Source organism: Bacillus sp. ISL-4 (assembly GCF_018613275.1).
Taxonomy (GTDB): Bacteria; Bacillota; Bacilli; order Bacillales; family DSM-1321; genus Peribacillus; species Peribacillus simplex_E.
In genome coordinates this window covers 40,254-53,928 of sequence record NZ_JAGGQN010000019.1, presented here as the reverse complement: position 1 = coordinate 53,928, position 13,675 = coordinate 40,254, and the positions used below count along the sequence as shown (strand labels likewise).

At 39.1% G+C, this 13,675-nt stretch carries 10 protein-coding genes; 3 read left to right on the top strand and 7 right to left on the bottom strand.

The window, feature by feature from the left end:
* Positions 1 to 260: 260 nt before the first annotated feature.
* The 5 genes from J7J00_RS15515 to J7J00_RS15495 form a co-directional block, all read right to left on the bottom strand.
* Positions 261 to 1,583, bottom strand: a complete 1,323-nt coding sequence (locus J7J00_RS15515) for an MFS transporter (RefSeq protein WP_214791949.1) — start codon at positions 1,581 to 1,583, stop codon at positions 261 to 263.
* Positions 1,584 to 2,070: 487 nt separating this feature from the next.
* Positions 2,071 to 3,369, bottom strand: a complete 1,299-nt coding sequence (gene hutI, locus J7J00_RS15510; protein WP_214791947.1) for an imidazolonepropionase — start codon at positions 3,367 to 3,369, stop codon at positions 2,071 to 2,073.
* Positions 3,369 to 5,042 (bottom strand): urocanate hydratase, encoded by a 1,674-nt coding sequence (hutU, locus tag J7J00_RS15505; RefSeq protein ID WP_098371802.1) that lies wholly within the window; start codon positions 5,040 to 5,042, stop codon positions 3,369 to 3,371. The genes hutI and hutU overlap by 1 nt, the downstream gene beginning before the upstream one ends.
* A gap of 195 nt (positions 5,043 to 5,237) precedes the next feature.
* On the bottom strand, positions 5,238 to 6,707 hold the full coding sequence (locus J7J00_RS15500) for a response regulator transcription factor (protein WP_214791945.1): 1,470 nt from the start codon (positions 6,705 to 6,707) through the stop codon (positions 5,238 to 5,240).
* A 311-nt stretch (positions 6,708 to 7,018) separates the two neighbouring features.
* The gene (locus J7J00_RS15495; RefSeq protein ID WP_214791943.1) at positions 7,019 to 8,338 is read right to left on the bottom strand and encodes an MFS transporter; all 1,320 of its coding nucleotides are present in this window, start codon (positions 8,336 to 8,338) and stop codon (positions 7,019 to 7,021) included.
* 444 nt (positions 8,339 to 8,782) lie between these two features.
* Between J7J00_RS15495 and J7J00_RS15490 the strand changes: the two genes are divergently transcribed.
* From J7J00_RS15490 to J7J00_RS15480, 3 genes are all read left to right on the top strand, one after another.
* A complete protein-coding gene (locus J7J00_RS15490) occupies positions 8,783 to 9,388 on the top strand; it encodes a TetR/AcrR family transcriptional regulator (RefSeq protein ID WP_214791941.1) in 606 nt (201 codons plus the stop codon).
* Positions 9,389 to 9,521: 133 nt separating this feature from the next.
* The gene (locus tag J7J00_RS15485; protein WP_214791939.1) at positions 9,522 to 10,952 is read left to right on the top strand and encodes an FAD-binding oxidoreductase; all 1,431 of its coding nucleotides are present in this window, start codon (positions 9,522 to 9,524) and stop codon (positions 10,950 to 10,952) included.
* Positions 10,949 to 11,506: an MFS transporter gene (locus tag J7J00_RS15480; RefSeq protein WP_214791936.1), complete on the top strand. Its 558-nt coding sequence runs from the start codon at positions 10,949 to 10,951 to the stop codon at positions 11,504 to 11,506. Before J7J00_RS15485 ends, J7J00_RS15480 begins: the two co-directional genes overlap by 4 nt.
* A gap of 264 nt (positions 11,507 to 11,770) precedes the next feature.
* On the opposite strand, the gene J7J00_RS15475 is transcribed toward J7J00_RS15480, so the two are convergent.
* Positions 11,771 to 12,577: a DMT family transporter gene (locus J7J00_RS15475; protein ID WP_214791934.1), complete on the bottom strand. Its 807-nt coding sequence runs from the start codon at positions 12,575 to 12,577 to the stop codon at positions 11,771 to 11,773.
* 79 nt (positions 12,578 to 12,656) lie between these two features.
* On the bottom strand, positions 12,657 to 13,613 hold the full coding sequence (locus J7J00_RS15470; protein WP_214791932.1) for a DMT family transporter: 957 nt from the start codon (positions 13,611 to 13,613) through the stop codon (positions 12,657 to 12,659).
* Positions 13,614 to 13,675: the final 62 nt, after the last annotated feature.

Genomic DNA, 13,675 nt, shown 5'->3' with positions numbered 1-13,675 from the left:
TAGACATTGACTGAAGATCAAGGCCTTATCTTTTTTAGTGATTCTTAAAGGCCATTCAGGCTTTAGTAATCACTCTTCACAAATGGCGTTAAAGAGGGTTTTTACTCGACAAATTCATGCTCACGGCCTTTATTATCCTTTGGAACCGCATGGGCTCTCATAAAAGTAGGAACTTGATCAATCGGATGCTCCTCTTGTAAACTTCTTCTGAAAGTGAAATACATAATCCGTAATCAATATACATCCATTTATGCCTTATCTTAGCTAACCATATTATTGGTGGTTTCCGATGAGTTACCTTGTTTGCCAGGCTTCACGAAAACCATGGCTATCATGCCAATCGTGACGGCTATTGATGCTGCAATAAACATGGCATTATATCCATATATGGCGACAAGACTTCCTGTCAAGGTAGGGGCAATAATGGTAGCTAGATTGGCAATGAAATGAGTTACCCCGCCAAATGTTCCAGCTTTATTCGGTTCTGTATCCAGAACCACGATCCAATAAATGGAATTAGGTAAATAATTAAAGGCATTTCCTATACACATTAAAGTAAGTACCGCCGCCGCACTCTCGACAGTCGGAATCAACATAAAACATACAGCTGTACAAAATAAGGAGACTACTGTGAACCAAGATCTGGCAATACGTAAATTCCCTGTTTTCCTGCGTAATATATCCGAGATTTTACCACCTAATAATCCAGTGATAATAGCTCCTATCCAGGGAATCATACCAATATATGAAAGAGAAGAAAGTGAATAATTAAATTCATCTTGCAGATATTTTGGGGTCCATGTAAGTAATAAAATATTTACATATAAAAAGGCAAAATATCCAATTGCATTAAATACTAACGTAGGGTTTTTAAAAAAATGGTACCATGGTACATTTATTTGTTCGTCTAATTTCGTCTCACCTTTTATTAAAATATCTGCTCTTCGAATTTCTTCTAGTTCGGTTTTCGAGACTCTTGGATGATCTTCAGGTAAGTTTGTAAATACTTTGTTCCAGATTGCTACCCAAATAAAGCCTAATATACCGAGAATAACAAATGTTACTTTCCAGTTAGTGAATGTTAGAAGACCTACTACGATGGGTGCAGTAATTAATGCTCCAATTGGCGTTCCAACTAATCCAAGTGCTACAGCAAACCCTTTTTCTTTAGGAGATACCCAGTTTGCCATCGTTCGGTTCATCGTTGATAAGGTAGGTCCTTCAGCTAAACCAAATAAAACACGAAACACCGCAAATCCTGCCAAGGCAGAGCCTCCAAATAATGCTGCACCTATGTGACCTGCGAATATTGTCCCAATTTCAAAAAAAGACCATGTAGTTCCGGCAATGATCCACATGAATTTAGGACCTTTCTTATCTGCTAAAGCACCACCAAATAGTGCACCGAATATATATCCATATCCAAAATACCCCAGGATCGCTCCCCAACTTACTGGATCTAAATTGAACTCCTTGATTATTTCAGCTTGGGCATATGAAAGTGCACCTCTATCAATATAATTTATGATTGTAATAACAATAATCATAAAAATGATAAAATAACGATAGTTATTTCTCAACATGTAATCACTCCTTGATGTTTGATAGAGAGCAGCAATACTGACTGATTTTAAACTTAAAAACAGTAATCTTAAAACCCTAAATTTAGTCTGCATTATGCAGCCTGTAATAGATTGTAGCCATGAATACCCTGGTCTTGACTGTTTCGCCCCCATAGAGAAGTTCGGATCAAGACAGAAAAACCTGACAATCGGATACTTGCCAAATTCTAGTAAAATATTAAAAAAACCATTAGCAGGCATTCCACCATGGGTAGAAGCATGTATCCCAGTGCAGCTGAAATATCAGATACATCTCTTGCTATGGCAACTCGGAATATTGTTAGATCATTTTGTACGTATCAAAGCCTTTTTACATCCGCCCAAATTCCAGCGGATGTAAAGAGGCTCCTGATACATAGATTGAAGTTCATTAAATGGGCGTTTCATGAGAGATCCGGTCAACCTAATGATGGGTCGACGGGTATAGCCTCTCTTCTTTTAGTGAATTTTATAGACCAGTCAGGCTTTTGGAATCTGTCTTCACTTTATCATTCACAACTTGCACACCATTTTTCCATACAGACTTAACGTGATTGACCCCAAATAGATATTGCAACTCCTGATAGTTTTCAACATTCCATAAAACGACATCCGCTTGTTTTCCGACTTCAAGGGATCCGACCCTTTCTTGCCTGTTGATTGCACAAGCAGCATTGTATGTCGCCGCCGTCAGAGCTTCTGCAGGGGTAAGCCGCATCGAAATGCATGCCAGATTCATGACTAGAGGCATGGATGTCGTCGGTGAAGATCCGGGATTGCAATCGGTCGAAATGGCAACAGCCACACCTTCATCAACAATCCGTCGTCCAGGGGCCGCTTCTTCTCGTAAATACAAGGCGGTGGCTGGAAGCAAGCAGGCAATGGTGCCTGACTTCGCCATAGCAGTAATCCCCTCATCGGAAGCTTTTAACAAATGCTCAGCTGAAATGGCTCCAATCTTCGCAGCTAATTCAGCTCCACCGTATGGCTCAATTTCATCAGCATGAATTTTAGGGATCAAGCCGTACTTTTTCCCCGCCTTTAAAATCCGCTCTGATTGTTCAGGGGTAAAAACCCCCTTTTCACAAAAGACATCATTGAATTCTGCAAGCTTTTCTTCAGAGACGATCGGAAGCATATCATTAATCAGATGATCGACAAATTCATCCTCGCGGCCTTTATAATCCTTTGGAACCGCATGGGCTCCCATAAAAGTAGGAACTAGATCAATCGGATGCTCTTCCTGTAGCTTCTTCATTACCCGCAACTGCTTTAATTCGGTTTCCAAATTCATTCCATAGCCGCTTTTACCTTCTACTGTAGTCACGCCATGAGCGAGAAACGAATCAAGCCGTCGCATGGTTTGCTCCATCAATTCTTCTTCACTTGCTTCCCTTGTCATGCGGGTGGTAGCATGAATGCCCCCACCTGCGTTCATAATGTCCATATATGTTGCGCCTTCAAGACGCATTTCAAATTCACGTTCCCGACTCCCGCCATATACAACATGCGTATGTGGATCAACTAACCCAGGTGTCACCAAATGGCCAGTTGCATCAAAGACTTCAGCTTCATGCTTTCTATCTGCATAGATTTCTTCCAATTCTTTGGTCGTACCGATCGCTTGGATCAAACCAGATTCCATCCACATACTTCCATCTTTGATCAACCCAAGCTCTGACATTGCCTCTTTGGAACGAGGACCTTTCCTATCAGAGGTAAGGGTTGCAAGTTGAGCCGCATGTTTTATCCAAATTGGTTTTGTCATTATTTATCAATTCCTTTATCAAGCATCGGGATATTAATACCTCTTTCACGGGCTGTTTCCTCTGCCAGTTCATATCCTGCGTCAACATGACGCACTACACCCATCCCAGGGTCCGTTGTCAACACTCGCTCAATCCTGGCTGCTGCTTCTTTTGTACCGTCTGCCACAATTACAACGCCTGCATGCATGGAGTAACCCATTCCTACGCCGCCGCCATGATGTACGGAAACCCAGGTTGCACCGCCCACAGCATTCACCATTGCATTTAAGATCGGCCAGTCAGCCACTACATCGGAACCATCCTTCATGGCTTCCGTCTCACGATTCGGCGAAGCGACAGAGCCAGAATCCAAATGGTCACGACCAATTACGATTGGGGCCTTCAATTCACCGCTTGCAACCATATCATTGAGGATTTTACCAAAACGGGCGCGCTCCCCATAACCAAGCCAGCATATGCGGGAAGGCAGACCTTGGAACTGAATTTTTTCTTGAGCCATTCTAATCCAGTTACATAAATGTTCATTATCAGCGAATTCGCGTAAAATGGCTTGGTCTGTTTTATAAATATCTTCTGGATCACCAGATAAAGCCACCCAGCGGAATGGACCTTTACCTTCACAGAATTGTGGACGGATATAAGCTGGAACGAAGCCCGGGAAGTCAAAAGCATTCTCTACCCCTTCATCTTTCGCAACTTGACGGATATTGTTGCCATAATCAAACGTCACGGCTCCTTTTTCCATCATTTCAAGCATCGCTCTTACATGTTTGGCCATTGAAGCTTTAGAGAGTTTAATATACTCTTCTGGGTTTGCATTTCGTAATTCTGCAGCCTCCACCATTGACAAGCCTGAAGGAGTATATCCATTTAGCGGATCATGGGCCGAAGTCTGATCCGTCAAGACATCAGGAATGAAGTTCCTTGCGATCATTTCCGGTAGAATATCTGAAGCATTCCCAATCAAACCAATCGATAATGCTTTCCCTGCAAGTTTAGCTTCATTGGCTAAACGAATGGCCTCATCCAATGAATCCGTTTTCACATCGGTATAACGAGTCTCAATCCTCCTGTCAATTCTTGTCTCATCTACATCGATCCCGATACAGACACCACCGTTCATCGTAACTGCTAGCGGCTGTGCCCCTCCCATTCCGCCTAAACCTGCCGTTAGAGTAATGGTGCCTTTTAACGAGTTATTGAAATGTTGTTTTGCAAGCTCGGCAAAGGTCTCGTATGTACCTTGTACGATCCCTTGAGATCCGATATATATCCAGCTGCCTGCTGTCATCTGCCCATACATCATCAATCCCTTTTTATCAAGTTCATGGAATGTTTCCCAGTTCGCGTATGCAGGGACGATATTTGAATTTGCAAGCAGGACACGTGGTGCATCCGAATGCGTTTTAAATATGGCCACCGGTTTCCCTGATTGGACAAGTAAAGTTTCATCTTCTTCAAGCTCTTTTAGTGATTTGACGATTGCATCAAAGCATTCCCAGTTACGAGCTGCTTTCCCAATTCCTCCGTATACCACCAAATCTTCTGGACGTTCGGCAACTTCAGGATCCAAATTATTCATAAGCATTCTAAGCACTGCTTCTTGTTGCCATCCTTTAGTATGCAATTCTGTTCCAGTATAACGGATAACCTTGTTTGTAATCGTGTTCATTTTCATTTCCCCCTTGTTTTTGTTATATATTCATTCTATAAGAAAAATTCAGAATAATTAATTATAGTTTGGTGATTATTTTATAATTTATTTCAAGTTTTTGTAGTTAACTTTATTTTTTTATGAATAATTTCAATGATTACATTGTAATGAAATAAATAAAAAAGGACGACTCATTTATTGAATCGTCCTTTTTTATAATCCAGACCGATATGCTGATGGTGTACAACCTTCAAGCAGTTTGAATTTGGCATTGAAATAAGTTTGATGTGAATAGCCGGCTAATTGTGAAATTTCCTCCAATGATAAATCCGATTCCTTTAATAAACGTTTAGCTTCCCTAATTCGAACTTGATGCAGAGTATTTCGAAAAGACTCGCCGGATTCAGCCGCAAAACGACGGCTGAGTGTGCTTTTATTGATACGCAGAGTATCTGCACAACTCGCTAGATTCCACTGGGCGTCCCAATAGTTGGACTCGATCAGCTCCCTTGCTTTTTCGCTAAGTGTGCGTGCCCCTTCCTGTAATTGTCCATGATCCTGCAGAAGCATATGGGTGGTGAACGCATGCAGCTCTTTTACTATTTGATGGATGACAGGTTTATGTACAATTTGCTGAAATACATCATAGTATATTGCTTCTAGAGAAGCATTTTGCAAGTCGTATGATTTCATATGCCTACGAATTTGTGCGAGAACGCTTGTAAGGCGGATACGAACGATTTCCGGGTCGGGGTATGGTCGTTCAAAAGTAAGGAATTCACGCTCAATCCAGTTCCTGATGGCTTTCGCATCCCGCCTTTCGAGCATTTCTATCCAAAGTCTTTGTTCAAGAGGAGTGAGGAATGGGTCCATCTCTTGAGGCGAAGTCTGTTGACTTTCGGCTAAAATGATATCATATCCATCGAAAAAGATTTGTCTCGTAAATTCACGTGTCTGCTGATACATCCTTTTTAAAGACTCATCTGAAGTTGCCGCTTTTATTATGATGGCAAGTGGCTCATCCATTCTTTCTTTCCAGTGAGCAAGGAACGCTTGGTACTCTTCCTTATATACCTCATTTTCCTTCGTTTCCTGGACACATAAAATAAAATCCGATAAAGCGAAGATTTGATTCTTCCCAGTAAAAGAATATCGTTGCAGTTCATCATAAACTAAAGGAAGGGTCCTGTTATCAGGTGTCAAAAAAGCGACCATGGTTATTCGACTTTCATGCCTCCGGTCTGTCAAGAAGAAATCCGGATATCCAATATCCAGAGCATTCCCATCATCCATGGTGTTTGTCGAAAGAAGACCAGGACCATTTCTCAATTGAAAACGCAATTGTTGGATATGTTTTACCAAATCCGCCGAAGAAAAGGGACGGAATAAAACATCTTCAGCACGAAAGCGTAAGGCTCGATAAGCCGTTTGAAAGATTCGCTCAGATGAAATGCCTAACCATCGAATTCCCCTCCGCTTTAACGAAACACCCATCACCTCACTTTCATCCGTCCAAATATCCATATCCAAAATAACGAATTCCGGTTGCTGATTGCGCAAGCCCTTTTCAAATTCTTCAATCGTTTTCCATAAGATCAGTCTAACTCCCGTTAGGTGGGACTCCACAATCCAACGAATTCCTTGAGCCTCAATTTCATCTTTCGCCACCAAATGAATTTCCACATCATCACCTCATTTCTGCTGTTATTCCTTTAATGAATAAATATGAAGTCAGTACTTGAAAAGAAAAGAACCCCCTTGTCTTTTCGAAAGCACTTGTATCTCATCTCCATTCTAATCCCGTCGAAAACTACAAACAAGTCTTATTGGGCAGAACCTTCAATTTAGATTGAATTATGGCATGCTCAACCGGTATTTCCATCCCATATATATGTATTTCCTATATGAAAATATAAAAAGAAACATCATGGAAACCTTATGATTTCCAATGATGTTTCTTTTTTAGTCACTTTTCAATAATACATTTAGAACCTTTATAATTGATTAATATTGACTTCAACTTCTTTTACGATATTTTCATCTGAAGCACTTGTCAATTTTAATGATAATAGGGTGATGACTCCCATCACAAGTAATCCGGATAAAATAAACATCCCTTGAGTAAATGCTACAGTTCCGAGAATCATCGGTCCTACAAAACCGCCTAAAGCCGCAAATGAATTGACTATGGCTATTCCAACTGGCGCAGTGGACTCAGTGAAGAAAAATGTCATATAGGCAAAGAAACATCCACTGAACCCGTATAACCCTATAGATGTAATCGTTAACATCAGCACCATCATAAAGACACTATCTGAAAAGCCGCACCCGATAAACCCGACAACTGCAATCATAAGGCAAACGAGCAAGTGTGATTTATGTTCATTGGTCCGATCTGAATTCCAGCCTACAAACATAATAGCAGGTATACCGACTAAGGATGGAATCATCGCTAACCAGCCAATTTCTAGATTGGTTGTCGCATTTTCCGATAAAGATTTTATGATGGTTGGCATCCAGAATGACAATCCATAGATAGATGTGTACCCTGCGAAATAAAAAAGAGCCAACTTCCAGATTTTCGAATCTTTCAGCATATCAAGCTTAGTAACTTTATTTATATTCGAGCTAACTTTTCTTTCCGCACTCAATTCCCCTTCTAGCCAATCACTTTCTTCCTTAGATAACCATTTAGCGCTGGTCGGTCTATTAGTTAAATAGAAAACAACAACAATTCCAATAATAATGGCCGGAATTCCTTCAAGGATGAACATCCATCTCCATCCTGCCATACCCAACCAGGAAATATTGTCAAGAATCCATGTCGATGCAGGCGCACCAATCAATCCCCCAATCGGTAGGGCTAAAAGCAAAACCGCTGTGGCCCTTCCTCTTTCGCGGGCCCTGAACCAATAAGTTAAATACAAAATTATCCCAGGGAAAAAACCAGCTTCGGCGACACCTAATAAAAAACGGAGAATATATAAATGCATCGTTGTTTGCGCAAAACCTGTCAATATTACCACGAGTCCCCACGAAATCATTATACGGGCAATCCATATCCGAGCTCCCACCTTATGCATGATCATGTTGCTTGGAACTTCAAAGAAGAAATAACCTATAAAAAAAATGCCAGAAAGCAATCCAAAAACTTCAGCGGATAAGGTTAATTCTGCATTCATTTGTAAAGCAGCATAGCCTAAATTGACCCTGTCCAAGTAAGCAATGATATAAAGGAGCAAGATAAATGGAAGAACCCGTTTCATCGTTTTACTGATCGTTCTTTTCCCTATTTCACCACTGGAATGATTCATGATTATTTCCTCCCTTTTCATGCTACTATTTCCCAAAAAATAATCCGTTTACCGCACATCTCTTTTCCTTCTTCCCGACACTCTGGTTCATTCCTAGGACCATCAATTTATCTGATACCCCTCCTCCATTTACATATACTGAATCCTCATGGCTATAGAGAGAGACAGTAACCAATTGTATAGGAATCTTCAGAAAAATCTAATCAACCTTTTCAACTAATTCTTCTACTTGAAAAACCTCCTATTTAAACTGAATGAACCTCCCCCATACTTGATTCCAAAACTTTGTAAGCGCTTTCTTAATTTGCGAAATCCAATTAAGAAAGCGTTGTGATTATTGATGATCTACGTTAGATTAAATAGACCACCAATCATTTAACTAGACTGTAGTCTGATATTAAACTACACAGGAATATTCTGTCAATTATCATTTGGAGGTTTTTTATGATTGAACCCAGAAAGAAACAGCTTAGGGGAGAAAAGACTCGTGAAAAAATTTTAAAAATATCTTTAAAGCTATTTAGCGAAAAAGGTTATGATAAAGTTACCGTTGACGAGATCGTGAAAAAAAGCGGCACATCAAAAGGGTCATTTTACCAACACTTTTCAGCGAAATCGGACATTTTTTTAGTAAGATTCAAAGAAGTCGATGATTACTATCGCGAAGTCTTCCGTTCGTTCCCAGTCGATATGGACGCTACAGAGAAATTGTTTATTTTCATACGCAAATTGATGCGTTTTCTGGAAGAAGAAATGGGCAAAGATTTAATGAAAGTGATTTACAGTTCTGCTTTAGATTCAAAAGAACATACTTACTTTTTGAATTCAAATCGCTCACTCTTCCAAATTATTCTTTCATTAGTTGAAGAGGCGAAAGAACAAAACGACATTGGCACTGACCAATCAGTTAACGAAATTTCACAGCTTATCACCCAAAGCCTGATGGGAATTATCTATCATTGGGGATTAAACAACTTAGAACAAAGCTTGGAATCGCTATCCATACCGCTAACCAAAACAATCATTAATGGGCTGAAAACGAAGAACTAATACATAAATCAAAAGATTCATTTTCAATCACACCGAATGGTCAGGGTAACTCCATTAATCTATAAGTTCATACATTTGCATTATTTCAATTGATTGTCAGACATATTAAACGAGGAGTCGAAAGCCAGATATCATGAAACAATTTTTCTTTATCATCCTATATGCACTATTATTTGGATTATCACTGCAGGCTTTTAATTTCAAGCTTGACCACCCTATTGCAGAAGATATCAGCCGTCTGATGCCAGTTAAAATGAAAGCGATTAAGGCAGAAGATAGTGAAAAAGCAATCAAAATGGTCGTTTTGGATGCCGAAAAAAACGATGATCCCATTTCCATTGCCGGAATGCAGCATAGCCAAGGAGGTCAGACATTATATCCAAATGGGATCCTGCTCGATATGAAGCACTATGATAAAATACTTGATTTGGATGTAAAAGAAAAACGCATCACGGTCCAAAGCGGAGCAACCTGGGCTGCTCTCCAGGAATATATCAACCCATATGGACTTGCACTGAAGGTCAGTCAATCTCAAAACATTTTTACCATTGGCGGTTCTTTGAGCGTAAATGTCCATGGCCGCGATATCCGTCATCATGCCTTGATAGAAACCGTTGAATCTTTTAGGTTGCTTAATCCAAAAGGACAAATCCTTACAGTGAGCCGCGAAGAAAATTCAGAGCTCTTCCATTCGGTTATTGGCGGATATGGTTTGTTTGGAGTAATACTCGATGTAACATTCCACCTTACCGATGACGAACTTTATAAAATTAAAACCAAATCACTCCATTATAATGAATATACTTCGTACTTTAAAAGAGAAGTTCTTCAAAAAGATGATGTTAAAATGCATCTTGCAAGAATATCTGTGGCTCCTGGCTCCTATTTGGATGAAATGTATGTAACGGATTATTATAGAGCAAATGACCAAACACAGCTATCTAACTACAATACTCTCAAACGGGAAACGATCATTGCTGTGCCTAAATTCTTTCTTGGTCTCTCACGTTATAATGACTGGGGTAAAGAAAGGTTTTGGGAAACTCAAAAAACCTACACGGCCAATATTGATGGTAACTTGGTTTCGAGGAATAATGTGATGCGGTCGGACTCAGCCTTTATGGATTACAGCAACCCAACCAAAACTGAAGTGCTGCAAGAATACTTCGTTCCGATTGATCAATTTGCTGATTATATCGATGATTTAAGAAAAACCTTATCTGATGAAAAAGATTTTAACTTATTAAATATTACAATTCGTTATGTGGAGCATAATGATGAATCACTCATGTCCTATGCCAAGGATGATATGTTCGCTCTTGTAATGCTCATCAATCAAGGGACAGATAACGAAAGTAAGGCAAATACGGAAAGGGTCATCCGAAACATGATAGATGTGACGCTTGACCATAACGGCAGCTACTATTTGCCCTATTATGGGTATCCAACCAAGACACAATTATTTGAAGCGTATCCGCGTACTGAGGAATTCTTTCAATTAAAGAAGAAATATGATCCTGATAATCGCTTCATGAATCTTTTCTATGAGGAGTATCATCCATGAATTATAAACGTTTCGTTTTTTACCAAGGCACTGTTGGAATGGCCGCCAGCATGATTTTCCCTTTTTATATTTTGCTAATCAAAAATGTAGGCACCAGTTATACGCAATTCGGTTGGGCATATGGAATATTCTCACTGACTGCAGCACTTAGCTATCCTTTAATCGGAAAATTCACTGACAAAGCCGGTGACAAAGCATTTCTCCTTGTCTATTCATGGGGGATGGCACTAATCCTTCTTGCCTTTCCTCTAGCATATGAAATTTGGCATGTCTATCTCCTGCAAATCATTATGGGGGTACTTGGGGCAGTACAAAAAAACACAGAAAAAACAGTACTTGCAAGATATGTTACGAAGAAAACAGCGGGTGAGGAAATTGGAAACTACCATGTTTGGACATCCATCGGTGCTGCAGCTGCGGTGATTGCAACCGGATATTTAGTCGACTTTTTAACGATCGGCAGCATCTTTTACATTGCTTCCTTAATGTTTGCCTGGAGTGGATTTATTATAATGAAGATGGAGAAAAACGCTTTACTATCTAATGCAGAATAAATAACATATAAGCATTTATTACTGGTTAGCGCTAATAAATCAGTTACCCCTTTTAGTAGAAGAAGCATCTGGATTAACCTCAGCAGATGCTTCTTCTACTATGTAAAACATTTGCGGATCAAAAAACAAAAAATGGTTTTACAAAGTTATATTAAACCTGCTCCCCTTTTCTCAATTTGGATTCGTTAAATATACGAATTCTACACTTACTGCTTTAATTAGTACAATTAAAGATATCGGACCAGAGCACATATAATCCAAATACTACTTTCTTATCAACTTGGTTATTATTTTTCCGTCTAAAAAAACTAATGACATCATAATTATACCCATTCCAATCAACTGATGAATAGACAACGCTTCATGTAAAAGGAAAAAGCCTAAAATCACTCCGATGACAGGCACTATATAATTACTATATGAAGTAAATAATGCGCCTTCTTGCCGAATCAGCCTATTAAATAATGCATAAACAACACCTGCATGGAAAATGCCTAAAATCGATAAGTAGATAGATTGAGATCGTGCTAAATCCAATTTGAAAGATTGCTCAAACAAAAGGGACATGGGAATGAGCAATGCACTGGCAATCAGTAATACATTTCTCATATGAATAACGGAAGATCCCTCGTTTAATTTCTCCATGAAAATCAATGATAATCCAAAACTCATGGCAGCCAATATCAATAGGATGTTACCCTGAATACTGTTAGAATGGTCTTGGAATCCTTGTGTTGGCCAGGAAAGGAAGACAATACCTGCAAATCCGAATAGGATACTTGTAATCTCCGGCTTTGTGCTTTTTCTTTTGAAAAATGCTAGTAAAAAGAGGATGGTAAAGACGGGAACCATTCCAATCAGCACCGCTGCGAAACTGCTAGGCACCGATTTCTGGCCTTGTGCAATAAACACAAATGGTAGTACAACCTCGAAAAAAGCAATGATTATATACCATTTATAATAACTCCTAGGTACTCTTCGCTCTTCTTTTGATAAAAAAAAACTAAAAGAAGAGTAAACAGATACCGCCGATACAAGCTTTGATGGCTGACAATGTAATAACCCCAACATTTTCTATGACTAATGCAATAAAGAAGAATTGAGATCCCCATATACCACTAATCAAGAGTAACAACACATATTTATTCATTCACTTTACCTCTCTTTTCAGCAATGGATCGGCAATAGTCTTACTAATATGCTTTGATTGAATTCCACCAAAATAATTCGTGCCGATTACCCCAACAAGAATAATCATTGCACCTATAACATGATAATAATGAATCGATTCATATAAGAAAATTATCCCTGCTATAATCGTAATCAATGTCGCTAAATTACTAAAAACGCTCATTTTAGATGCTGGTAATATAGATAATGCATAGTTTGATAAAAAAGCAGTAAGCAGTGACGATATTCCCCCAAGATATACGATTGAAATGAGGAATGCACTACTTGTGAAGGGTAATAAAAAGCTACTAATAGATTGGTTAATTATATGGTTGATGACGGCCATACTATTAAAAGTCACAAAACCAAAGAACGTCATCACATAAGTTAACGTAAATAGTGAATATTGCTTCGTTACCTTCCTCGCTACCACATTATATAGAGCGGCAGCAATCGAGGATAATAAGATCAGAATCGTTCCCTTCAAACTGTGAGCCGCAAGTTGCAAGTCATTCATGACAAAGATAAAGATAACCCCCATCACAGAAAAATAAAGGGAAATTTTTTGACCTTTACCTGCGTATTCTTTCAAAAATAATGAAGCTGATAATAACGTGAAAATTGGTATGGTCGCTTGAATAATACCCGCTTCTGAAGATGAGATATATACGAGCCCAAACACTTGAAATGTAAAGAATAAAATTGGATAAAGGAAAACCAACGGAAGAATTTTCAAAGTATCGGTTGCGCTCATTTTCACTGATGTCCTCCGATACAGCTTAAAAATTATCGCGATCAAAAAAGCCATCGTAAATCGATGTGCCAATGTATCTAGCGGACTCGCTTCCATTAATGATATTTTTGTAAAAATAAATGAAAATCCAATAATAAAAGCATATAGTATCGCCGCAATATAGGCTTTTTTATGTTCTGGCATATTGAGTAAATCCTCCTTTTCAACACCCGGCCGGTAGTTAGTATCGTATTAAAAGTTCCACT

Excerpts from the sequence above, each read along its gene's own strand:
- J7J00_RS15485 (WP_214791939.1), top strand. The coding sequence starts at position 9,522 with ATGAAACAATTTTTCTTTATCATCCTATATGCACTATTATTTGGATTA.
- J7J00_RS15490 (WP_214791941.1), top strand. The coding sequence starts at position 8,783 with ATGATTGAACCCAGAAAGAAACAGCTTAGGGGAGAAAAGACTCGTGAA.
- J7J00_RS15515 (WP_214791949.1), bottom strand. The coding sequence starts at position 1,583 with ATGTTGAGAAATAACTATCGTTATTTTATCATTTTTATGATTATTGTT.
- J7J00_RS15475 (WP_214791934.1), bottom strand. The coding sequence starts at position 12,577 with ATGTTGGGGTTATTACATTGTCAGCCATCAAAGCTTGTATCGGCGGTA.
- J7J00_RS15470 (WP_214791932.1), bottom strand. The coding sequence starts at position 13,613 with ATGCCAGAACATAAAAAAGCCTATATTGCGGCGATACTATATGCTTTT.
- J7J00_RS15480 (WP_214791936.1), top strand. The coding sequence starts at position 10,949 with ATGAATTATAAACGTTTCGTTTTTTACCAAGGCACTGTTGGAATGGCC.
- hutI (WP_214791947.1), bottom strand. The coding sequence starts at position 3,369 with ATGACAAAACCAATTTGGATAAAACATGCGGCTCAACTTGCAACCCTT.
- J7J00_RS15495 (WP_214791943.1), bottom strand. The coding sequence starts at position 8,338 with ATGAATCATTCCAGTGGTGAAATAGGGAAAAGAACGATCAGTAAAACG.
- hutU (WP_098371802.1), bottom strand. The coding sequence starts at position 5,042 with ATGAACACGATTACAAACAAGGTTATCCGTTATACTGGAACAGAATTG.